Annotated in this window: 16 protein-coding genes, 1 tRNA gene and 1 pseudogene; 7 read left to right on the plus strand and 11 right to left on the minus strand. The window is 69.5% G+C overall.

Annotated features, from left to right (window positions below):
- Positions 1 to 231 precede the first annotated feature (231 nt).
- From ABD209_RS17210 to ABD209_RS17235, 6 genes and pseudogenes are all read right to left on the minus strand, one after another.
- Positions 232 to 1056: pseudogene (locus tag ABD209_RS17210) on the minus strand (glycosyltransferase family 39 protein); the annotation flags it as partial.
- Positions 1057 to 1196: 140 nt separating this feature from the next.
- Positions 1197 to 2630, minus strand: coding sequence for a sensor histidine kinase (locus ABD209_RS17215; protein WP_344068663.1), 1434 nt, complete (start codon positions 2628 to 2630; stop codon positions 1197 to 1199).
- Positions 2631 to 2704: 74 nt separating this feature from the next.
- Entirely contained in the window at positions 2705 to 3439 is a 735-nt protein-coding gene (locus ABD209_RS17220) for a response regulator transcription factor (RefSeq protein ID WP_324387588.1), read from the minus strand.
- A 156-nt stretch (positions 3440 to 3595) separates the two neighbouring features.
- Positions 3596 to 5401, minus strand: a complete 1806-nt coding sequence (locus tag ABD209_RS17225; protein ID WP_344068570.1) for a phosphoenolpyruvate carboxykinase (GTP) — start codon at positions 5399 to 5401, stop codon at positions 3596 to 3598.
- A 190-nt stretch (positions 5402 to 5591) separates the two neighbouring features.
- Entirely contained in the window at positions 5592 to 7832 is a 2241-nt protein-coding gene (locus ABD209_RS17230; protein WP_344068571.1) for a fibronectin type III domain-containing protein, read from the minus strand.
- 921 nt (positions 7833 to 8753) lie between these two features.
- Positions 8754 to 9485, minus strand: coding sequence for a hypothetical protein (locus tag ABD209_RS17235; protein WP_344068574.1), 732 nt, complete (start codon positions 9483 to 9485; stop codon positions 8754 to 8756).
- A gap of 139 nt (positions 9486 to 9624) precedes the next feature.
- On the opposite strand from ABD209_RS17235, the gene ABD209_RS17240 reads away from it, so the two are divergent.
- Together ABD209_RS17240 and ABD209_RS17245 are read left to right on the plus strand one after the other, a co-directional pair.
- Positions 9625 to 10128 (plus strand): hypothetical protein, encoded by a 504-nt coding sequence (locus ABD209_RS17240; protein ID WP_344068576.1) that lies wholly within the window; start codon positions 9625 to 9627, stop codon positions 10126 to 10128.
- Positions 10129 to 10492: 364 nt separating this feature from the next.
- A complete protein-coding gene (locus ABD209_RS17245; RefSeq protein WP_344068579.1) occupies positions 10493 to 10717 on the plus strand; it encodes a hypothetical protein in 225 nt (74 codons plus the stop codon).
- Positions 10718 to 10727: 10 nt separating this feature from the next.
- On the opposite strand, the gene ABD209_RS17250 is transcribed toward ABD209_RS17245, so the two are convergent.
- On the minus strand, positions 10728 to 10994 hold the full coding sequence (locus ABD209_RS17250) for an excisionase family DNA-binding protein (RefSeq protein WP_344068582.1): 267 nt from the start codon (positions 10992 to 10994) through the stop codon (positions 10728 to 10730).
- A 157-nt stretch (positions 10995 to 11151) separates the two neighbouring features.
- Positions 11152 to 11224: transfer RNA gene (locus ABD209_RS17255), tRNA-Arg, on the minus strand.
- A gap of 171 nt (positions 11225 to 11395) precedes the next feature.
- Between ABD209_RS17255 and ABD209_RS17260 the strand changes: the two genes are divergently transcribed.
- Positions 11396 to 12715 carry an acyl-CoA dehydrogenase family protein gene (locus ABD209_RS17260; RefSeq protein WP_344068585.1) on the plus strand — a complete coding sequence of 440 codons (1320 nt, stop codon included), beginning with the start codon at positions 11396 to 11398 and terminating at the stop codon, positions 12713 to 12715.
- Positions 12716 to 12727: 12 nt separating this feature from the next.
- Positions 12728 to 13939: an acyl-CoA dehydrogenase family protein gene (locus ABD209_RS17265; protein WP_344068588.1), complete on the plus strand. Its 1212-nt coding sequence runs from the start codon at positions 12728 to 12730 to the stop codon at positions 13937 to 13939.
- 3 nt (positions 13940 to 13942) lie between these two features.
- Here ABD209_RS17265 and ABD209_RS17270 read toward each other — a convergent pair whose 3' ends face one another.
- The 3 genes from ABD209_RS17270 to ABD209_RS17280 form a co-directional block, all read right to left on the minus strand.
- Positions 13943 to 14458, minus strand: coding sequence for a hypothetical protein (locus ABD209_RS17270; RefSeq protein ID WP_324386257.1), 516 nt, complete (start codon positions 14456 to 14458; stop codon positions 13943 to 13945).
- 50 nt (positions 14459 to 14508) lie between these two features.
- A complete protein-coding gene (locus tag ABD209_RS17275) occupies positions 14509 to 15729 on the minus strand; it encodes a pyridoxal phosphate-dependent aminotransferase (protein ID WP_344068591.1) in 1221 nt (406 codons plus the stop codon).
- An 85-nt stretch (positions 15730 to 15814) separates the two neighbouring features.
- Entirely contained in the window at positions 15815 to 17503 is a 1689-nt protein-coding gene (locus ABD209_RS17280; protein WP_344068596.1) for an acetolactate synthase, read from the minus strand.
- 57 nt (positions 17504 to 17560) lie between these two features.
- On the opposite strand from ABD209_RS17280, the gene ABD209_RS17285 reads away from it, so the two are divergent.
- The 3 genes from ABD209_RS17285 to ABD209_RS17295 are packed head-to-tail and all read left to right on the plus strand — an operon-like array spanning position 17561 to position 21656.
- The gene (locus tag ABD209_RS17285) at positions 17561 to 18901 is read left to right on the plus strand and encodes an MFS transporter (protein ID WP_344068599.1); all 1341 of its coding nucleotides are present in this window, start codon (positions 17561 to 17563) and stop codon (positions 18899 to 18901) included.
- Complete coding sequence (locus ABD209_RS17290) at positions 18898 to 20301, plus strand: pyridoxal phosphate-dependent decarboxylase family protein (RefSeq protein ID WP_344068602.1); 1404 nt, start codon at positions 18898 to 18900, stop codon at positions 20299 to 20301. The genes ABD209_RS17285 and ABD209_RS17290 overlap by 4 nt, the downstream gene beginning before the upstream one ends.
- On the plus strand, positions 20298 to 21656 hold the full coding sequence (locus ABD209_RS17295; protein WP_344068605.1) for an FAD-binding oxidoreductase: 1359 nt from the start codon (positions 20298 to 20300) through the stop codon (positions 21654 to 21656). The genes ABD209_RS17290 and ABD209_RS17295 overlap by 4 nt, the downstream gene beginning before the upstream one ends.
- Positions 21657 to 21669 lie beyond the last annotated feature (13 nt).

Genomic DNA, 21669 nt, shown 5'->3' on the forward strand with positions numbered 1-21669 from the left:
AACGCGGTCATCATCACCCGAAGCCTGCTCCGCCGAGCCTGGACGACCCACCGCTGGGACACCCGACCCACCCGACGACCCTGACCTATCCGCGCGATCTCTTAATCGCCCAAGACCGTTGTAGCCGAAGGTCAACTCGAGGAAGGAGTTGGTCTGGCTCCCGCCGACATAGGGCCGCTTATCCGCGGGCAGGAGCTCGACGATGGCTACCCACCAGCCGGCCGATACGAGCATCGCGCCGACCCCGGCGAGTGCCCCAACTATCCGGCGTCGCAGCGTGGTGTCGGCCAGGAAGACATAGGCGATCCCGAAGAAGGGGACCACGAGCAGGACTTGCAGGGTCTTGGTCAGGAACCCGAAACCGATCAAGACGCCGGCCAGGGTCATCCATCGGACCGAGCCGCTCTCGACCGCTCGCAGGGTGGCCCACGCGCCGAGCGCCATCAGCAGAGTCAACAGCGCGTCGGGATTGTTGAACCGGAACATCAGGACTGCCACCGGCGTCAGCGCGAGGATCGTCCCGGCGAGCAGGCCGGCAGCTGCGCCGAAGGAACGCTTCACCGTGGCATGGACGACCGCCACCGTGGCCACGCCCATCAACACCTGCGGGAAGAGGAGGGCAAAGGAGTTGAGCCCGAATATCCGCACCGAGAGGCCCATGGCCCACAGCGCGGCGGGTGGTTTGTCGACAGTGATCGCATTCGCTGCGTCGAAGCTGCCGAAGAAGAAGGCCGACCAACTCTGCGAACCGGCCTGTGCCGCAGCCGAATAGAAGGAGTTGGCATAGCCGCTGGCGGTGAGATTTGTCAGATAGGCGGCCGCCGTGGCGAGCAGGAGGAGGGCGAGCGCCGGGCGCGCCCAGCGTGGGTCGTCGCCCTGGCGCCAGGGGATCCGAGGCCGGCGTCCGGCCGCACTCGACGGCGGTGGCGCCCCCTGGCTCGGCGGTGTTGCGGGCAGGTCAGGGGCGGGCCGGTCCTCGGTGCGTTCACCGGCAATGGTCGACTCCGAGGCGGACGCAAAGGTGACGATCTCCACCCGGCGACCCTCGACGCGCATCCTGTGGGGACGCTGTGATGGACCTATCGGCCGGCCGCAAGCTCGCCGCGGGGCTGGGACGGGCTCGTGCGCCAACGCGCATCGACGGGCGTTAATGCGCGCGCACTGTGGCTCCCAGCGCTCGGCGCCCCCCGGTTCGGTCAGCCGGCCACGGGCAACTCGACCAGGAAGGTTGTCTCGCCCGGTTGGGACCGCACACCGACTCGGCCGGCGTGGGCGCTCGTCACCGCCGCCACGATCGACAGGCCGAGGCCGGTGCTTCCGGACGCGCGGTTGCGTGCCTCGTCGCCTCGGGTGAAGCGCTCAAAGACGTTGCGCTGCAAGCTTTGCGGGATTCCCGGGCCATCGTCGCGAACGGCCAGCGTGATCACATCGGAGCGTGCCGGGTCCTCTGGCGATCCCGGACGAATCATCGTCGTCACCCGCGTCCCCGGGGGCGTATGGGTGCGTGCGTTCGCCAACAGATTGGCGAGCACCTGATGCAGGCGAGCGGCGTCGCCGGTGATCTCGACGGGCTCGTCCGGCAGGTCCAACTCCCAGATGTGGCCGGGCGCGGCAGCGCGCGCGTCGCTGACCGCGTCGATGGCCATGAGGGTCAGGTCGACCGGGTCGTGATCGAGGGGACGCCCCGCGTCCAGGCGGGCGAGGAGCAGCAAGTCCTCGACGAGCCCCTGCATCCGCAAGGATTCGGACTCGATCCGCCCGAGTGCGTGGGTGACCGTCCCCGGGACGGCCTGCGGTTCCTTGCGCGACAACTCGGCATACCCGCGGATGGAGGCGAGTGGGGTGCGCAACTCGTGCGAGGCGTCCGCGACGAATTGGCGCACGCGCGTCTCCGACTCCTGGCGTGCCCGCAGCGCGCCATCGACATTGTCGAGCATGCTGTTCAGGGCAAGACCGACCTGGCCGACCTCGGTGTTCGGGTCCGTGTCCCGCGCCGAAACCCGCTCTGCGACAGCGACATCACCGGAGTCCAGTGACAGATGAGAGACGCGTCGCGCAGTTGCCGCAACGCGCGACAGGGGCTCGAGATTGCGCCGCACCACATAGGTCCCGCCGGTGCCGACCAGCACCAGGCCGAGAAGGCTGGTGGCGATGACGAGCCCAAGGAGTTGGTTGGTGGTCTGGGTGATGCCCGAGGTCGACAAGCCCGTGTAGACGGTCGCGCCGCTCTGCTGGGCGGTCACCACGCGGTAGGAGCCGAGGCCGTCGCCCAGATCCACGGTGACGGGTTTGCTCCCGGTGGCTGCGCCGGTCAACAGCGTGATCTGGGTGCTCGTCAGGGCGGTTGTCGTGTCACCTGAGGGGACCGTGTTGATCGGATAGCCCTGGTAGTCGCGCACGACGGCGCCGTCCTTGACGGCCAACCGCAAGGCGGTGCCGCCGGCGCCTGTCAGCGGTCCGTGGTGGTCGCCGTCCGGGTCGAGCCCGCCGGGCCCGCGTCCTGGCCCGGAGTCGAGCCGGGCCGACGCCTGACGGAGGTCGTCGTCGAGTTGGTGGCCGAGGTAGTTTCGCGTGGCCAGCACGAGCATGGTTCCCGTGCCGATGCTGATGGTGAGGAAGAGCGCGATCATCGACGCCACGATCTTGCTCCGGAGAGTCCACGATCGAGGCGACCGCACGCGGGCGGGGGCGGACGGCATACGGGCTACTCCGCAGGCTTGAGGACGTAACCCACGCCGCGCATGGTGTGGATCATCGGGGTGCGGCCGGCGTCGACCTTCTTGCGCAGGTAGGAGATGTAGAGCTCGACGACATTGGCCTGGCCACCGAAGTCGTAATTCCAGACGCGGTCGAGGATCTGGGCCTTGGAGAGCACGCGCTTGGGGTTGCGCATCAGGTAGCGCAAGAGCTCGAATTCCGTTGCGGTCAATGTGATCTGGGAGCCGGCGCGGGCCACCTCGTGGCTGTCCTCGTCCATCGTCAGGTCGCCGACGACCAGGATCGAGGACGACTCGTCGGCCACCACAGCGGTCCGCCGCATCAGCGCGCGCAACCGGGCGACGACCTCCTCGAGGCTGAAGGGCTTGGTCACATAGTCATCGCCGCCGGCGGTCAGTCCCGCCACTCGATCCTCCACCGCATCGCGGGCGGTCAGAAAGAGAACGGGCACATTGGAGTTGTCGGCGCGCATCCGCCGCAGGACCTCCAAGCCGTCGAAGTCCGGCAGCATCATGTCCAGCACAACGGCGTCGGGCTGGAAGTCGCGGGCGGCCTTGACCGCCTCGATGCCGGTGCCGGCAGCGCGGACCTCCCAGCCCTCATACCGCAAGGCCATCGCGAGCAACTCGGTCAGATTGCTCTCGTCGTCGACGACGAGGACGCGCACCGGGGTGCCGTCGAGGCGCTGCAGCTTGGGCGAGGCGGAAGGCGCACTGTTCATAGGTCTCATCAAAGCGGCCTTCCTTGTGCCTTGGGCATGCCGATCCTGTGAGAAGTCTATGAGCCCTCTGTGCCGCTTCCGTAGCGTCCGCAACGTCGGGTGGCCCCGCCGATTCTCTCGGCGGGGCCACCCCAGTCGCGTATGCCGCGGGGAGACTCAGGCGTCCAGGTGCGCCTTGAGCGTCGCGAGTTCGTCCTTGAGCTGCGAGGGGAGGGTGTCGCCGATCTTGGCGAACCACTCATCGATCAGCGCCACCTCGGCCTGCCACTCGGCGGCGTCGACCTCGAGCGCCTTGGCGACCTGCTCGACGCTCATGTCGAGACCCGTGGTGTCGATCGCCTCGGGGGCCGGGACGAGCCCGACCGGGGTGTCGATCGCTTCGGCCGTGCCGTCGAGCCGCTCGACGATCCACTTCAGGACGCGCGCGTTGTCGCCGAAGCCCGGCCACAGGAAGGAGCCGTCCTCCTTGTCGCGGCGGAACCAGTTGACCTGGTAGATCCGCGGCAGCTTGGAGGCGTCGGCCTGCTTGCCGATCTCGAGCCAGTGGCCCATGTAGTCCCCGGCGTTGTAGCCGATGAAGGGCAGCATGGCCATCGGGTCGCGGCGCACCACACCGACGGCGCCGGTGGCAGCGGCGGTGGTCTCGGATGAGAGGGTTGCGCCGACGAAGACGCCGTGGTTCCAGTCGCGGGTCTCGTAGACCAGCGGCACGGTCGTCTTGCGGCGGCCGCCGAAGAGAATCGCGTCGATCGGCACGCCATTGGGCTCGTCGTATTCGGGAGCCATCATCGGGCACTGCTTGGCCGGGGTGCAGAAGCGGCTGTTGGGGTGGCTGGACAGTTCGCCATTGCCCGGCGTCCAGTCGCGGCCCTTCCAGTCGGTCAGGTGCGCAGGCGCCTCATCGGTCATGCCCTCCCACCAGACGTCGCCGTCATCGGTGAGGGCGACATTGGTGAAGATCGAGTTGCCCTTCTCCACGGTGCGCATGGCGTTGGGGTTGGTCTTGTCACCGGTGCCCGGCGCGACGCCGAAGAGCCCGAACTCGGGGTTGACGGCATACAGGCGGCCGTCCTTGCCGAAGCGCATCCAGGCGATGTCGTCGCCGACCATCTCGGCGCTCCAGCCCGCCAGCGTCGGGTCGATCATGGCGAGATTGGTCTTGCCGCACGCGCTGGGGAAGGCACCCGCGATGTAGTGGTCGCGGCCTTCGGGCGAGGTGAGTTTGAGGATGAGCATGTGCTCGGCCATCCAGCCCTCGTCGCGTGCCATCGCCGAGGCGATGCGCAGGGCGTAGCACTTCTTGCCCAGGAGGGCGTTGCCGCCGTAACCGCTTCCGTAGGACCAGATTTCGCGGGTCTCGGGGAAGTGGGCGATGTACTTGGTGTCGCTGCACGGCCACTTCACGTCGGCCTTGCCGTCGGTCAGCGGGTAGCCGACCGAGTGCAGGCCCTTGACGAAGCCGGCCTGCCGCTCCTCCATGGCGCGCAGCACCGGGGTGCCGATCCGGGCCATGATCCGCATGCTCACCACGACGTAGGCCGAGTCGGTGATCTCGACGCCGTACATCGGCACGTCCGCCTCGAGGTGACCCATGACGAAGGGAATGACATACATGGTGCGGCCGGTCATGCACCCCTTATAGAGGTCGGTCATGATCGCTTTGAGCTCGGCCGGCGCCATCCAGTTGTTGGTCGGCCCGGCGTCCTCCCGCTTCTCGGAAGCAATGAAGGTCCGGTCCTCGACGCGGGCGACATCACTCGGGTCGCTCGCGGCCCAGTAGGAGTTCGGCTTTTTGGCCTCGTCGAGTTTGACGAAGGTGCCGGAAGCGACAAGGGCGGCGTTGAGTTCGTCGCGCTCCTCCTCGGTCCCGGTCACCCAGACGACCCGGTCAGGTGTCGTGAGCGCGGCCACGTCGTCGACCCACGCCTGCAACTCGGCATTGGTGGTCCCGCTTGTTGTCATCGCTGTCCTCCATCCGCTGCGGCCCGCGAAGGCCCTGGCCTTCAACGCTACGCCGGGAATTTGACAGGCCGCACATGAAAGCGGTTACCCGCCTGTTGGAATGGTCACAAGCTGCCCGTATGCCGTTGTCTCGCCTCCGGTAAGGCCCCGTCCGCGCCGTTTCGGCGCGCCCGGATCATCAGCGCCCGGGTCAGCAGCCGGTGCCGACGAAGGAGGGGTACTCCGGGGGCAAGGCGGTGCTGCCGTTCCAGGAGTTGCCGACGCCGCTCCAGTAGACCTTCGCGTTCTTGCTGATCCAGATGCGAGGCATGTCGTTGCCGGAGAAGGTGGTCGCCATCATGCCGCCGACACCGAGAGCCTTGGCGTTCCCGACGGCACCCATGGTGCGATTGCAGCGCACGATGGAGGCCTTGGTGCTGCTGGCCAGGGAGGGCATCGTCAGTGAGGCGTCCATGAGCCGGAAGCCGAAGCCGTAGGTGCGGTAGCCGGAGACCGTGTTGTACTCCCAGCGGTTGCCCCACCCGGACATCTGGTCGTTGTAGCCGATAGCGACATTGGTCACGGTGTTGTGGTGGATGTAGTTCCAGCTGCCGTCGACATCGGTGTTGATGCCGCGGCCGTCGCCGGGCAGGTCGTGCACGGTGTTGCCCGTGACCTCGTTGTAGTCGGCGGCGCTGCCGAGGCGGATGCCTTCCTGCATGAAGTGCGCGGCCGCCGAGATCGCGATATCCGAGACGTCATTGCGAGAGATCACCCAACCATTGCTGAAGGTCATCAGCCAGATGCCCGGGCCGATGCCGCAAGGAATGTCCCGGATGGTGTTACCGGTGATCACGCCATAGCTGGTCAGGGCGCCATAGATGCCGCGGCCGGTGATGAGGTTGTTGCGGATGGTGATGTTCTCGGCCGGGTCGAGATCGGCATACCCGGTCACGGTCCGCAGGAAGGGCACCAGGTTGGTGCGAGCGGCCGCGGCGTCCTGGACGCCGTGGCCGGGAGCGGCGCGGCGCGCGGACCAGTTGCCGGCGTTGACATAGTTCGTCAGCCAGTTGTAGGCGTTGTTGGAGCGCTTGCCGGCGATCCAGATGCCGTTGTGGATGCTCAGCCCCTCGATCGCCCAGTTGTCGGCCCCGTCCTGGAAGCTGAAGGTGCGATCGGGCGCGGGGCGACTGTTGGTGCACGCCATCGGGGTGACCGCGTGGGTGACCAGGACCGGTCCATTGCCGGCCGGGGTGATGGTGATCGGGGCCGCGAGCGTGCCCGAGGTGCGGATCTTGATGGTCTTGGCGCTGTCATAAGTCCCGGCGTAGAGGCGGATCGCAGTGCCGGGCGTGGCCTTGTCCACGGCCGCCTGAATGGTCTTCAGGGGTGCCGTCGCGGTGCCGGGATTGGTATCCAGACCGGCCGGGCTGACATACAGGCTCGGGCCGGTGGGGAGCGCGAGGGTGGTGAAGGGGGCCTGCGCGGCGGGGGAGGTGTTGCCGGCGGCGTCCTTGGCGACGACGCTCGCGGTGTAGGCGGTCTTGGGGGTCAGGCCGGTGATGGTGGCGACCGGCGTCGTGACAGTGGTCGAGGTGGCACCGACGGTGACCACGTATGCCGTGACGCCGACGTTGTCGGTGCTGGCGGTCCAGGTGAGGCTGACGCGGTCGGTGCCGGGGGTGGCGACCAGGCCGGCCGGCGCGGTGGGCGCGGTCGTGTCAGCCGGGGTGAGCGTGGTGAAGGGGACCTGCGCGGCGGGGGAGGTGTTGCCGGCGGCGTCCTTGGCGATCACCTTGGCGAGATAGGCCGTCTTGGGGGTCAAACCCGTGACGGTCGCGGAGGTGCCGCTCACCGACCGGGTGAAGGACCCGACGGTGACGACATAGCCGGCGACCTTGACATTGTCGGTGCTCGCGATCCAGGTCAGGGTGACGCTGGTCGTCGTGGGGCTCGCGGTCAGGCCGGTGGGGGCGGTCGGGGGCTGGGTCTCACTCGCGGCCAGCGTCGTGAAGGTGACCGGGACGGCGGGGGAGAAGTTGCCCGCGGTGTCCACCGCGACGACCGTTGCCGTGTAGGTGGTGCTCGGGGTCAGGCCGCCGATCCAGGTCGAGGTGCCCGTGGGCTGCTTGGTCTGCCCGGCGAGCGTCACCTGGTAGTGGTGGACGGCCACATCATCGGTGGCGGCAGTCCAGGACACGGTCACGCCGAGCACGCCCGGAGTCGCACCGACATTGGTCGGCGCGGTGGGCGGGGAGTCCAGAAGCCCCGTCGCCCCGAGGCCGTCGTCGGCGGACCACGCGGCAGAGCTGGGGCCGCCCGTCATCATCAGGAGTGCGGCCAGGAGCACCAGGACCCCGGTCAGGCGTCGTGCGCGGCGTGCCGGGCGCCGCCGGCCGGGTCGTCGCGAGGGGGCTCCGAGGGGATACAGGCAGACGGACAACGAGGGCATGGCGACTCCGGGGGGGCGCTCGGCCGCGTGACCCGTCGGCTCGGTGGCCGGTGGTCCCGTACGCCGAGTGGGGGGCTGGCGGTCGGGTGTCCGTCACCCACGGACGGCAATGGTCGTGAATGGGGATCCGCGGGAAGGGTATGCCATGCCCGCGAACTGCGGATATAGCCGTCAGCAAGGGCAACGCGCGCTTGTTATCGGATCGTTATCCAAAGAGTTACTGATCGGTAGCTATGAGGTCGACAGGCAGTGCTGCATGGCGGTGTGCGTGCGCGCGGCAAGCTGGGGCCTACTCTCGGCTCCGGCGGCCGGGCGGGGCGAAACTTCCTACACCCCACAGACGGAACGATCTTGACGAGAATCGAACTCCTGCCACCTGGCGCGAAACGACCGGCGCGCCGCGGCCGCGCAAGGGCACGCCCGCCTGATCGAGTGCACGGCGCGCGGCAGCCTGCGTCCGGCCCGTGAGCTGCTCCGGTGTCTGCCGGATAACTGCCGTCCCGACGAGCTCGGGAAGAACCTGGTGGCGCGGCGGCGGGGGTAGGGCATGCCCTGACCGTGCCTGGTGCGGACTGGAGATGGCTACCTCAATGGCTACCAAAAGCGAAGGGCCCCGGGCATCCCCGGGGCGTGGACTGTCTCTGATCTGCGATTTCTCGCGCGCGTCACGAAGGTGGGCCCCATCGGGCGACGCGAGGAACGAAGCGCGCCCGAAGGGATTGAACCCCTAACCCTTCTGATCCGTAGGCCCATTCCGGCCCTGAAACGCCCCGACGCGCATCGACCGGACGCGACCCGAGATCTGACGTTTCCACTGGTCAGAGCGGGTAGGACACGTCCCGTCGCGTCGAGGCGCATCGTTACGGAATCGAGACTGCGAATGAGTTTTGGGGCCCATTTTGGGGCCCACGCGGGGGCTCCTCACCGTGGTTGCGGCTGGAGGTCCCACTCCTCGTCCGCCGTCCGGAGGACGGCGCCGGCGACGAGCGCGTAGCCGACGGTGGTGGCGCCCCAGCCGAGGACGACGTCGAGCAGACGGTTCGGGACGACGACGGCAGAGACGACGTGTACGGGCTGGGCCACGGCGATGACGAGCCCGACCCACCAGGGGACGACCTTGGCCCTGACGACGGCGATGGCGACGAGCACCATGCCGACGAGGTGGCCGATGACGAAGGACAGCGCGCCCGCGAGCATCGGGGGGTGATCCATGAGTAGGGCTGCGGTCCCGGCCGCCGAGGCCTGGTCGTCGCCGCGGCCAAGGAGCGCGGAGGTCAGGACGTCGGGGGCGCTGACGGCGCTGCCGAGGGCATAGGCGCCGAAGAGGACGGCTGTCCCCCAGGACGCGATGACGGGGGCACGGCGTCGGGCGACGAACCCCATCGCGAGCGCGCTGAGGAGGAGGAACGGGGTGGTGACGAGGGAGAGCCAGTTCATCAGCGCCCCGGCTCCCGGTTTGGCAGCGAACCCAGCGACCATCTCGGCGGGGGTGTCGTCGGTCCAGTAGGGCATCACGGCACGGATGGCGGTGACGCCCAGGGGCCCAAGGACGAGGGCGGCTGCGGCGAGCCACCGCCAGGTGCGGCGCAGGTCGCGCGGCGCGGTGTCGGGCGAGGTCTCGGTGTGGGTCGGGGTGTGACGGGTCGTGGTCACGGGAGGCTCCTGTGGAGTGGTCTGGTTGGGACCTCCACGGTGGGGTCGGGGGAACCGGCGCGTCGTCGGCGGTAGTACCGGACCTGCCGTCCGTGCGAGTACGGATGACGTCAGCTCGAGGGCCGCTCTAGCCTGAGCCATGCCGTGGCCGCGACGCGTCACCCACCTGCTGTGGGCGGTCTCGGTCGTGCTGGTGGTGCTGACCGTCGTTGCGGTGCGCGACCTCGGCGATCCGGACGGCGCCTGGATCGTCGGGGGTGCCGTGCTCGCGTCGGGTGTCCCGTTCGCGGCAGGCTTCCTGGCAGTCCGGCACGACCCCCGCAACTGGGTGGGCCCGTGGCTCACCGCTGCCGGAGCGAACATCCTGCTGCAGACGGCCCACGGCAACTGGGCCGACGCCCTGGCCGCACCGCCGAGCGACCTCGCGGCCAGTGCGGAGCTCCTCAACCTCACCCACCAACCCGGCCGCGCTCGCCCGACCGCCGCGCGTCGAGAGGAGCGAGATCGAGCCGCTCACGGTCGAGGAGTGCCGCGCCATCCTCACCGCCGCTCAAGGGCAGTTCAACGGCGCCCGGTGGTCGGTGGCTCTTTCACTCGGGCTCCGCCAATGCGAGGCGCTCGGCCTGCTCTGGAGCGACATTGATCTCGACGCCGGGATCCTCCGCGTCAAACGCGCCCTCCAGCGCCGTACGTGGATGCACGGGTGCAGCCCGCGAACGCGCAAGGTGCCGGTGTGCGGCAACAAGCGCGGCGCCCACTGCCCCCTCAGGATCCGCTGCCGCCGAACCGCTTCGGAAAGGCAGGAGCGCAGGGTCCGGTGGACGCCGTGGACAACGTGGGTGGAGCTGTCCTGGTCGAGGAGCTCGCGGTAGAGCCGCTCGAGGGTCTCCGGGCGCAGGTCCGTGAGGCGGGCCGACCCGATGAACGGGATCACGGACCCGCATATGACTGGCGTACGCGGAGCGCGTCTTCCAGCGCATTGCGAGCGGGAGGATCTCGTCGAGCCAGTGCTCGACCCACGCCTCCACCGTGACGTTCTCGACCAGCCAAGGCTGCTGACCGGAGTCGCGGGCGTTCTCGAGCTCGCGGATCGCAGCATCGAGCTCGCGCTTGCTCTTGCGGGTGATGTGCCGTCGGTCGCGCTCGCCGTCGAGGCGCCGGCCCACGGTGATGCGCGCGTGCCAGCGCCCGTCAGAGCCCTGGTACCGGGAGGTGGCGCTGGCGGACGCTGACTCGCGTGGCCTACCCCGCATCCACGTCCCGCAGGGAAGCGACGAACCGGTCGATCTCGGTGCGCTCGACCCGGACGGAGCGGCCGAGGTGGATGGCGCGCAGGCGTCGGCAGGCGATCTGCCGCTCGACGCTACGCCGGGTCCAGCGCAGCTGGGCGGCGACCTCGTTGAGGTTGAGGAGGAGGGTGGGCGGGGTCTGCGACGAGGTGTTCATGCACCCCTTAAGCGGACCGGACCCCTCTTGGGGGACGCCTGCGACCCGACCATTCGTGCTCACGACCCCAGTGTCGCCCCGTGCGACTGGAGACCCGGCGGCGAATTCTGGAGCCCATTTTGGGGCCTAGAGGCCCTTCGCGAGCCGTCCGGAGTCCGGACAGAGCAAGGCCCCGACCGCGTTGCCGCTGGCCGGGGCCTGTCCTACTGTCTCAACAGTGCGCGCCCGAAGGGATTCGAACCCCTAACCTTCTGATCCGTAGTCAGATGCTCTATCCGTTGAGCTACGGGCGCAACGCGCGTCGGGGTCGCCGACGCACGAGGGGAAATCTTAGCCGCTCGGTCCCGTCGACGCGAATCCGTGCCTCCTCGGCGCCTTGACGCATGTTCCCTGCGAGTAACCTTTGAACAGAATGTCCGGTACCCGGAGTCCCGGTCAGTCGACTCGACGAGGGAGAGCAGGCGATGAGCACAACCGCACCCAAGGTCAGCAGTCGCGACCCATTGCGCAGCGGCCTGCGTGCGCTGGCCGGCGCAGCAGCCTCGCCGGCTCTCGACCGGATCGGCGGCCGTCGCCTGATGGAGAAGGCGCTCTACCGCGGCGCGAAGGGGGTCGCCGAGGCCGAGTCGGCCGTGCGCGGCTTCCGTCGCCGGCAAGGCGGCGCGGACCCGGCCCGGCCGGCTCCGGGCAAGGCCTACGCCGACTTCGATCTGACGCCCACGCAGGACCAGCAGGACATCCTCGACGCCGTCCGCACGTTCGCCGGTGACATCCTTCGTCCCGCTGCCGCAAGGGCCGACCGTGATCGCCGCCTGCCCGATGACATTCGCTCCGCTGCAGGCGAACTCGGGCTGCACCTGATCGGCATACCGGAAGAGCTCGGTGGCCTCGCCACCGAACGTTCCGCCGTCACCGCCGCCCTGGTCCTCGAGCAATTGGCGTATGCCGATCTCTCCATCGCCGTTGCGCTCCTCGCGCCCGCCGCGGTCGCCAATGCCATCGCCGCCTACGGCACCGCCGATCAGCAGGCGACCTACCTGCCCGAATTCGTCGGCGAGGCGCCCGCCATCGCGGCCCTCGCCATGAGCGAGCCTCGCGCGTTGGCCGACGTTCTCGACCCGGCAACAACGGCAACCCGGAACGGCGACGAGGTGCACGTCGTGGGAGTCAAGTCCCTCGTGCCGCTGGCCACGGACGCCCGCCTCTTCCTCGTCCTGGCCCGCCTCGACGGTCGCCCGCAACTCGTCATCGTCGAGGCAGCCGACCCGGGTGTTCAGGTCGTGGACGATCCGGCCATGGGTCTGCGCGCCGCCGCCACCGGGCAACTGCACGTGGACGTGTCCATCCCCACCGATCGGCTGCTCGGGACTGAGACCGACGCGCTGGAGGCCGTGCGGCGCGCCCGGCTCGCCTGGTCGGCGGCCGCGGTCGGCACCTGCCATGCCGTCCTCGACGAGACGGCAGCCTACGTCAAGGACCGCGTGGCCTTCGGTGAACCGGTCGCCCACCGGCAATCCGTCGCCTTCACCGTGGCCGACATGGCGATCGAGACCGATGCCTTGCGCCTGGTGGTCTGGCGGGCCGCGGCCCGCCTTGATCGCGATGCCGACGCCGCCCCGCAGATCGCGTATGCCCGCGCCCTCACCGCCCGGCACGCTACCCGGATCGGCTCCGATGGGGTCCAGATGCTCGGCGGGCACGGCTTCACCACGGAATTCCCGCATGAGCGCTGGTATCGCGACCTGCGCGCGGCCGGCGTGCTCGACGGCGTGCTGTCGCTCTGACGGAGACGAACCATGATCAATCCCGAGATTCCCCGGTCGGTCCGCCCTTTGCTCGCCCAGGCCGCGGCCATGGCGGATGAGCTGATCCGGCCGATCTCACGCAAATACGACCGCGCGGAGCACACCTATCCCAAGGAACTCGACCTCGTCGGGGCCCTGATCAATGGCGTCGGAGACGCCGGCGGGCACGGGTCGACGGGCAGCAGCACCCGGGCGCCCACGGGCCCGGAGGGCGACGCCCCGAGGCGCACCGGCACCCACGTCGCCTCAGTCCTGGGCACCATGGAGTTGTGCCGCGGCGACGTCGGCCTGTTGCTGTCACTGCCACGTCAGGGCCTGGGCAATGCGGCGATCGCCGCGGTGGGCACGGCTCAGCAGCCGGCAGCGTACGGCAAGAAGTGGGCGGCGATGGCGATCACCGAGGCCGATGCGGGATCGGATGCGGCGGCGATCCATACGACGGCCGTCCGCGACGGCGAAGATTGTGTCCTCAATGGCGAGAAGATCTTCGTCACCGCGGGCGAGCGAGCCGACGTCGTGGTCGTCTGGGCGAGCCTGGATCGCTCCCTCGGGCGCCGCGCGATCAAGTCCTTCGTGGTCGAGCGGAGCAACCCCGGCCTGAAGCTCGTGCGATTGGAGCACAAGCTCGGCATCCGTAGCTCTGACACCGCGGCGTTCCACCTGGACAACTGCCGGGTGCCCGCGAGCGCCCTGCTGGGGTCGCCCGAGATCCTGCCCGAGGCCGGCTTCGCTGGCGCCATGCAGACCTTCGACAACACCCGCCCGCTCGTCGCCGGTATGGCTGTGGGGTTGGCTCGTGCGTGCCTCGATCGGACCACGGAGCTCCTCGCCGACGCGGGCGTCGTTCCCGACCTCGACCGGGCGGCTCTCGGACAGTCCGCCGCCGCGGCCCGTCTGATCCAACTCGAAGCCGAGTACGAAGCCGCCTATCTGCTGACCTTGCGCGCTGCGTGGATGGCCGACAACGGCCGGCCCAACTCGATGCAGGCGTCGATGGCCAAGGCCAAGGCGGGGCGAGCGTGCGTGGAGATCGCGCTCGCGTGCGTGGAGCTGTGCGGGCCGGCCGGGTACGCCGAGACCGAGTTGCTGGAGAAGTGGGCGCGCGACAGCAAGATCCTGGACATCTTCGAGGGCACCCAGCAGATCCAGCTGCTGGTCGTCGCTCGCCGCCTGCTGGGGCTCAGTTCGGCAGCACTGAAGTAGGGGCTACTTGCTCTGCTCGAAGGCCTGCACGTAGCGGGTGCCGAGCTGTGCGGCATACGGGCCGGATTCGCCGCACATCAGCACCTCGCCGGAGCGCGAGGCGATCAGGACGCGACCGGCATCGAGCTTGGCCGCGGCGAGTGCCTTGGCGAGTTCGGCCCCCGTGCTGGCCTTGATGATCACCCGGTCGGCCGGCCCGCCTCGGAACCAGTGGTCGGCCACGAAGGTGGCGCTCGGGCCGGTGGTGTTGTCGAGGGTCGCGGCCACCGCGGTCGTCGCCCGATCGAGTGCGGTGACGTCGATATCGGCCGGGCAGGCCTTGAGCTGAGCGGCCGTGGGGACGGCGATGGTCATCTCGACCGCGGACAGCGGCCCGCCGTCATCGGGCCCCGTGACCCAGTCGTCGATGGAAGGCCACAGCAGGGCGAGCACGGCTGCGGCCGCAACGCAGAGCGCAGCCAGCAGCCACTTCCCGTTCCGGCGAACGGGGCGAGACGCGGGGCCGTAATGACTGGACATGACCGCGCAAGTCTAGACGCGTTGCGCGCGTGGTCCGGGCAATGCGCAGGTCAGGCGACCCGGCGAGCCTCCAGGAAGGAGGCGATCCGCTCGATCGCGTCGGTCAAGTCCTCGACGCTGGGCAAGATCACCAGGCGGAAGTGGTCCGGGGTCGGCCAGTTGAAGCCGGTCCCGTGCGTGACCAGCAACTTCTTGGCGCGCAGCAACTCGATGACGAACTTTTCGTCGTCATCGATGGCGTACATCTCGGTGTCGACCTTGGGGAAGCAGTAGAGCGCGCCCTTGGGCTCGACGCAACTGACGCCGGGGATCGCGTTGAGCAGCTTGTATGCCGTGTCCCGCTGCTCGAGCAGCCGGCCGCCGGGGAGGATCAACTCGGTGATCGATTGGTAGCCCCCGAGGGCCGTCTGGATCGCATGTTGCGCCGGGACGTTGGCGCACATTCGCATATTGGCCAGCAACGTCAAGCCTTCGAGGAAGTCGCTCGCGCGCTCGCGGGGGCCGGTGACGACCGCCCAGCCCGAGCGGAAACCAGCGACGCGGTAGGCCTTGGACAGGCCGCTGAACGTCAGGCACAGCACATCGTCGCCGGCCGCCAGCGCGGCATGATGGTGGACCGCGTCGCCGTAGAGGATCTTCTCGTAGATCTCATCGGCCATCAGCACCAGTTCGTGGCGCCGCGCGATGTCGACGAGGTCGGCGACCATCTTCTTGCTGTAGACCGCCCCGGTCGGGTTGTTGGGGTTGATGATGACCAGCGCCTTGGTCGCGGGCGTGATCTTGGCTTCGATGTCGGCCAGATCGGGCATCCAGCCGTTGTCCTCGTCGCACAGGTAGTGCACCGGGGTGCCGCCGGACAGGGTCACCGCTCCGGTCCACAGCGGGTAGTCCGGCGCGGGCACGAGGATCTCGTCGCCATTGTCGACCATGGCCTGCAGGACGAGCGAGATCATCTCCGAGACCCCGTTGCCGATGAAGACGTCGTCGACATCGACATCGCGCATGCCTTCGCTTTGATAGAAGCTGGCGACGGCGGTGCGCGCCGAGTAGATCCCGCGGGAGTCGCTATAGCCCTGCGCCATCGGCAGGTTGTGGATCATGTCCTGCAGGATCGCGTCGGGGGCCTCGAAGCCGAAGGGGGCGGGGTTGCCGATATTGAGCTTGAGGATGCGGTGGCCCTCGGCCTCGAGGCGCTGGGCCTCGACGAGGATGGGACCCCGCACGTCATACCGGACGTTCTGCAGCTTCGAGCTCTGTCGCACCTGACGCATGAGGCCTGATTCTGCCTTGCCCCGATCGGGCGTCGCGACCGGGTTTACTCCGTCCGTGGCCACCCTCACACTGGGTCGCTACGACTCACAGACCCGTGGTCGCGCGGGGGTAGACGGCGTCCGGGTCGGTGACGACATTGAGCAGGTAGGGCACGCCGGCCGCGAGTGCCCGGTCGATCGCGGGCCCCAGCGCAGCGGCGTCGGTGATCATCTCGCCGGCCCCGCCGAGGGCGGTGACGACGCGGTCGTAGCGGGTGTCGGGCGCCAGGTCCGCCAGGATGTCGTAGCCGTAGAGCGCGCGCATCGGCCCGCGTTCGAGCCCCCAGGCCGAGTTGTTGCCCACGATCATGACGACCGGCAGATCGTGGCGCACCAGGGTGTCGACATCCATCAACGACATGCCCGCCGCGCCGTCGCCGAGCAGCAGGACGACGGGGTTGTCTGGGTCGGCGCAGCGCGCGCCGATGGCCGCGCCCAGCCCGGCGCCGAGGCAGCCGAAGGGGCCGGGGTCGAGCCACCGTCCGGGGCGCGTCGGCTCGACGAATTTGCCCGCCCACGAGACGAAGTCGCCGCCATCGCCGATGACGACCGTGTCCGCGGACAGCCGGGGGAGCAGCTCGCCGTAAATGCGGGCGGGGTGGATCAGGTCGCCGTCGGCGCACAGCAGCTTGGCATCGGCGGCGTCGGCTCGGGCGACGTGGTCGGCGAGCGTGGTGCGCCACGCGGTCCACTGCGCGCGGGGGGTGACGGCCGCGGTGAGCGCCGTGAGGATCGCCGCGAGGTCGCCCGCGGCGCAGGCGTCCAGCGGACGGTTGGTCGCCCGCTGGTCGGGGCTGTCGACGATATGGACCACCCGCGCCGGAGCGGCGGGCGTCCCGAAGGCGCCATAGGAGAGGCGGAAATCCAGTGGCGTGCCGACGACGATCACCAGGTCGGCATCCCGCAGCGCCGGCCGCCGCGCCTTGGTGACCAGGCCGGGGTGCCCGGCGGGGACCACTCCGCGCCCCATTCCATTGGTGATTGCCGGTATGCCGAGTTCGTCGACCAGTTCGAGCGCCGCGACTTCGGCGCCGTCCGCCCAGACGTCGCTACCGAGGACGATCACCGGGTGCACCGCGTCCCCCAGCAGGGCGGCGATGGCCGCAATCGCGCCGGGGTCGAGCGGTGGCCGCCGCGGTGACTCGCCAGAGGGGGGCAGCGAGGTGTCGTTGCCCGGCCGGGTCCCCGGCACCGGCACGGGGGAGAAGAGGGTGTCGATTGCGGCGTCGAGAAAGACCGGGCCACGGTGCGCCGCGCCCGCCGCAGCGAAGGCGGCCGCGGCATACGGGCCGACATGCTGGGGTGTGTGCGCGGTGCCGCTCGCCTTGGTCACTGTGGCGAAAAGGGGCGCCTGGTCCAGCTCCTGGAGCGCGCCGCGGCCCCAGCCGGCCTCGGGCGCGCGACCACCAAAGACGACGAGCGGGGCGCCGCTGAAGTGGGCCTGGGTGACGGGGCTCAGGGCATTGGTCACACCGGGGCCGGCGGTCACGACCGCGAAACCCGGTGTGCGCGTGAGCTTTCCGACCGCCTCTGCGGCGAAGATCGCACTTGCTTCATGCCGGACGTCCACCATCCGCAGGCGGTGGCGTCCGCGGTGGGCCGCGTCGTAGAGGGGGAAGACGTGGGCCCCGGATAGCGTGAACATCGTCTCGACGCCGGCGGCCGCAGCCGCGGCGACGACGCCCGCGCCCGATGCGAGGTCGGGATCCGCGGCGAGCGGGAGAGCATCGGTCACAACTCGACACTACTCGCCAGTAGGTCTGGGCGTGGGGGCAACCTAGATTTGGTGTCCATGACGACGATGTCGCCCTCGGACGCGCTGCCTCGCCGCGTGCGGATCGGATACGGTCTCGGCTCCGTCGCGACCGGATCCTTCGGCACGGTGCCCGGCTTGTTGCTCCTGCCGTATCTGACCGACCGGTTAGGCGTGCCCGCCGTCGCTGCCGGATTGATCATTCTCGTCCCCAAGGCGTGGGACGTCATCTTGAACCCGATCGCCGGCCGGATCAGCGACTCCTCGAGCAGCCCGCAGGGTCGGCGCCGGCCCTTCCTGCTCCGGGCGGGCGCCACCTTGGCCGTGCTGTTCATGCTTTTGTTCGCCGGGCCCGCCTCGTCCGCGGCCCTCGGCGCGGCCTGGGTCGCTCTCGCCTTCCTCGGCTGCGCGAGCGCGTATGCGTTCTTCCAAGTGCCCTATGTCGCGATGCCGGCGGAGATGACCCTCGATTACGACGAGCGCACTCGGCTGATGACGTGGCGGGTCGCCATCCTCGCCCTCGCCATCCTGGTCAGCGGCGGGCTGTCGCCGGCCATCCGTGACGCCGTCGGTCACCAGCACGGCTATCGGGCCGTCGGCGTCTTCGTCGGCCTGCTCATCCTGCTCGGGACGTATGGCGCGTGGCGGGGGACGGCGGGTGCGCCGGCATACGAGGTGGAGGCGCCGAACGCGGGTCTTCGCGATCAACTGCGCCTCGTGGCGCAAGCGCGCGACTTTCGTGTGCTGCTGGTGACCTTCGTGCTCCAGGCCTTGGCCTGCGGTGCGATGCTCGCCGGCGTCGACTATGTCGCCCGGTGGGTGCTGGGGCGGCCGGGCGCATCGAGCATTCTCTTCGTCTGCTTCGTCGCGCCCGCCTTGCTCGTCATGCCGCTGTGGCAGGCGGTGGGCGCGCGCTGGGGCAAGCAGCGCGGCTATCTCGCGGCCTCCCTGCTCTTCCTGCTCGGTGCCCTGTTCGCGTATGCCGTGCGTACCACCTCCCTGGGCCTGCTCGCCGCCGCGGTTGCCCTGATCGGCGTCGCCTATGCCGGTGTGCAGCTGTTCCCGATGGCGATGCTCCCGGACACCGCGGCTGCCGACGCTGCCCGGACCGGGGAGAACCGCGTCGGCGTCTTCACCGGAGTGTGGACCGGCGCCGAGACGCTGGGGCTCGCGCTCGGGCCCGGGGTCTATGCGCTCGTCCTGGCGCTCGGCGGCTACGCCTCCTCGACTTCTGCGGATGCAACGCAGAGCCCGCAGGCGGTGTCGGCGATCGCCATTGGCTTCGCCTTGGTCCCCGCCGTGCTCGTCGCCGTCTCGCTGGTCCCGCTCGCCCGGTACCGTCTGGACGAGGCTGTCGGACGAAGGGGTGGCCGCTCGTGAACTCCGTTGATGAGGTGCTGGCGCGGCTGAGGGCTTTGCGCGCCAATGACGTCCCGACGCACGGTGGCCGGACGTTGAGCTATGTCTACGACTCGGGGCTGGCCGATGCCGACGCGTTGGGCCGGCACGCGCTCGCGGATTTCGGCGGGACCAATGGCCTGGACCCGACCGCCTTTCCGTCCTTGCTCGCCATGGAGAACGACCTGGTCGCCTTCGCGGGCGACTTGCTCGACGCCGAGTCGGGCTTCGCCGGGACGGTGACCTCGGGCGGCACCGAGTCAATCCTGTTGGCCGTCAAGGCTGCTCGCGATGCGTCGGCGGTGGTGTCCCCGGCGATGGTGCTGCCCGCGACGGCGCATGCAGCCTTCCACAAAGCCGCGCACTACTTCGGCGTCCGACCCGTCGTCGTCGACGTCGACCCGGTGACCTTCCGCGCGGACCCGGACGCGATGCGGGCGGCGGTCGACGACTCGACGGTGCTGCTGGTGGGGTCGGCGCCGTCATACGCGCATGGCGTGATCGACCCGATCGCCGCGATCGCGGCGATCGGCGCGGACCGGGGGATCCGCGTGCACGTCGACGCCTGCATCGGCGGCTGGGTGTTGCCCTTCCTGCCGGATGTGGCGCCCTGGACCTTCGCGGTGCCGGGCGTCACGAGTATCTCGGTGGATCTGCACAAATATGGCTACAGCCCCAAGGGCGTCTCGATCCTGTTGCACCGCAACGCGGAACTGCGCCGGAGCCAGTTCTTCGCGACCGCGGACTGGCCGGGATACACGATGCTCAACACGACGATCCAGTCGACCAAGTCCGGCGGCCCGCTCGCGGCCGCATGGGCGGTCGCGACCTTCCTCGGACGCGAGGGGTATGCCGATCTGGCGCGCACGGCGCGTCAGGCGAGCCTCGATGTCGCCGCGGGCGTCACGGGGTTGCGGCCGCTCGTCGCCCCCGACTCGACGCTGCTCGCGCTGGTCGCGAGCGACGACTTCGACGTCTACACGGTGGCGGATGAGATGGCGGCGCGGGGGTGGCTCGTGCCGCCGCAGCTGCCCTATCGCGGCGGCCCGGCCAGCCTCCACCTGAGTCTGTGCGCGGCTACTGCTCCACTGGTCCCCGAGTTGCTCGGGGCGCTCGCCGACTCGGTGGCGGTGGCGCGGGCGGCGGGGCCGGTGGCGCTCGATCCGGGGCTGGTCGCGGTCGTCGCGGCTCTGGACCCCTCGGGTCTGGACGCGGCTGCCTTCGATGGAATCCTCGCGATGGCGGGGCTGGCCGGTGGTGCGCAGCTTCCTGAGCGCATGGCGATGATCAATGCCCTTCTGGGAGAGGCGTCTTCGCAGTTGCGTGAGGCCTTGTTACTCGCCTTCCTCCATCGCTTGACCCGACCGGAGCGACTGTCATGAGCCTCGATGAGCTATGCGCCACCGTCGGCGCCGCCGACGTCGTCATCGACCCGGCGCGGATGGCGGCCTATCAGTTCGACTGGGCGCGCGTGCCCGGTGCCGGTATGCCGTGTGCCGTCGTCCGTCCGCGAACGGCGGCCCAGGTGCAGGCGGCGGTCCGCTGGGCGGCGAGCCACGGCATACCGGTAGTGCCCCGGGGGGCGGGGACGGGGCTGGCCGGGGGCGCGTCGGCGATCGAGGGCGGGCTGACGATCAGCCTCGAGAAGATGACGGCGATCAAGATCGACCCGGCGACGCGGACGGCGGTCGTCGAGCCGGGGGCGCTCAATGCGGCGGTGAAGCGGGCGGCCGCGGCCGAGGGGCTGTGGTATCCCCCGGATCCGAGCTCCTTCGAGATCTGCTCGATCGGCGGGAACATCGCGACGAATGCGGGCGGGTTGTGCTGCGTGAAATACGGCGTCACGACCGACTACGTCCTCGGTCTCGATGTCGTCCTGGCCGACGGCCGGCTGATCACCTTGGGCGGCAAACGAATCAAGGATGTCGCCGGACTGTCGTTGATGAAGCTCTTCGTCGGCAGCGAGGGCACCCTCGGCATCGTGACCCGGGTGATCCTGCGCTTGCTGCCTGAGCCCCCACCGGCGTCAACGTTGGTCGCGGTGTTCCCGACGGCCCGCGCCGCAGCGGAGGCGGTGGTCGAGATGGGGCGGACGATCCGGGCGTCGCTGGTGGAGTTCATGGACGGGCGCGCGATCAATATCGTCGAGGACTACACGGCGATGGGCCTGGACCGAAGCGCGGGCGGTCTGCTCGTCATCCAGTCCGATGCCCCGGGTGCCGCGTGCGCGCAGGAGATGCAGCGGATCGAGGCGGTGTGCCTGGCCGTGGGGTGTAGTGAGGTCTATCGCACCGACGACCCCCAGGAGGGCGAGGCCTTCCTGTCCGCCCGGCGCGCGTTCTTCCCGGCAAGCGAGCGTCTCGGATCGCTGCTCATCGAAGACGTCGGGGTCCCTGTGCCCACGCTGCCGGATCTGCTGGATGGGATCTCTGAGATTGCGGCCCGGCACGACACCGATATTCCCGTGGTGGCACATGCCGGTGACGGCAACACCCACCCGAATCTCATCTTCGACGGGGCCGATCCCGCGGCCCGGGAGCGCGCGGAGGCGGCGTTCGAGGAGATCATGCAGCTGGCTATCGATCTCGGGGGGACGATCACCGGCGAGCACGGGGTCGGCCGTGCCAAGATCGGCGCGCTCGGCGCGCAGCTAGGCCCGGATGTGATGGAGGTGACACGGGCCATCAAGGCGGCCCTAGATCCGCAGGGCATCCTCAATCCAGGGTCAGGAATCTGAGCCTCCACCAACG

The sequence above is a fragment of the Nostocoides vanveenii genome, from assembly GCF_039531165.1.
GTDB lineage: Bacteria > Actinomycetota > Actinomycetes > Actinomycetales > Dermatophilaceae > Nostocoides_A > Nostocoides_A vanveenii.

What these genes read in the sequence shown, in the direction of transcription:
- ABD209_RS17295 (WP_344068605.1), top strand. Translation starts at nt 20,298, where the DNA reads ATGAGCCTCGATGAGCTATGCGCCACCGTCGGCGCCGCCGACGTCGTC.
- ABD209_RS17265 (WP_344068588.1), top strand. Translation starts at nt 12,728, where the DNA reads ATGATCAATCCCGAGATTCCCCGGTCGGTCCGCCCTTTGCTCGCCCAG.
- ABD209_RS17270 (WP_324386257.1), bottom strand. Translation starts at nt 14,458, where the DNA reads ATGTCCAGTCATTACGGCCCCGCGTCTCGCCCCGTTCGCCGGAACGGG.
- ABD209_RS17260 (WP_344068585.1), top strand. Translation starts at nt 11,396, where the DNA reads ATGAGCACAACCGCACCCAAGGTCAGCAGTCGCGACCCATTGCGCAGC.
- ABD209_RS17215 (WP_344068663.1), bottom strand. Translation starts at nt 2,630, where the DNA reads ATGATCGCGCTCTTCCTCACCATCAGCATCGGCACGGGAACCATGCTC.
- ABD209_RS17285 (WP_344068599.1), top strand. Translation starts at nt 17,561, where the DNA reads ATGACGACGATGTCGCCCTCGGACGCGCTGCCTCGCCGCGTGCGGATC.
- ABD209_RS17220 (WP_324387588.1), bottom strand. Translation starts at nt 3,439, where the DNA reads ATGAACAGTGCGCCTTCCGCCTCGCCCAAGCTGCAGCGCCTCGACGGC.
- ABD209_RS17225 (WP_344068570.1), bottom strand. Translation starts at nt 5,401, where the DNA reads ATGACAACAAGCGGGACCACCAATGCCGAGTTGCAGGCGTGGGTCGAC.
- ABD209_RS17230 (WP_344068571.1), bottom strand. Translation starts at nt 7,832, where the DNA reads ATGCCCTCGTTGTCCGTCTGCCTGTATCCCCTCGGAGCCCCCTCGCGA.
- ABD209_RS17275 (WP_344068591.1), bottom strand. Translation starts at nt 15,729, where the DNA reads ATGCGTCAGGTGCGACAGAGCTCGAAGCTGCAGAACGTCCGGTATGAC.
- ABD209_RS17240 (WP_344068576.1), top strand. Translation starts at nt 9,625, where the DNA reads ATGCCGTGGCCGCGACGCGTCACCCACCTGCTGTGGGCGGTCTCGGTC.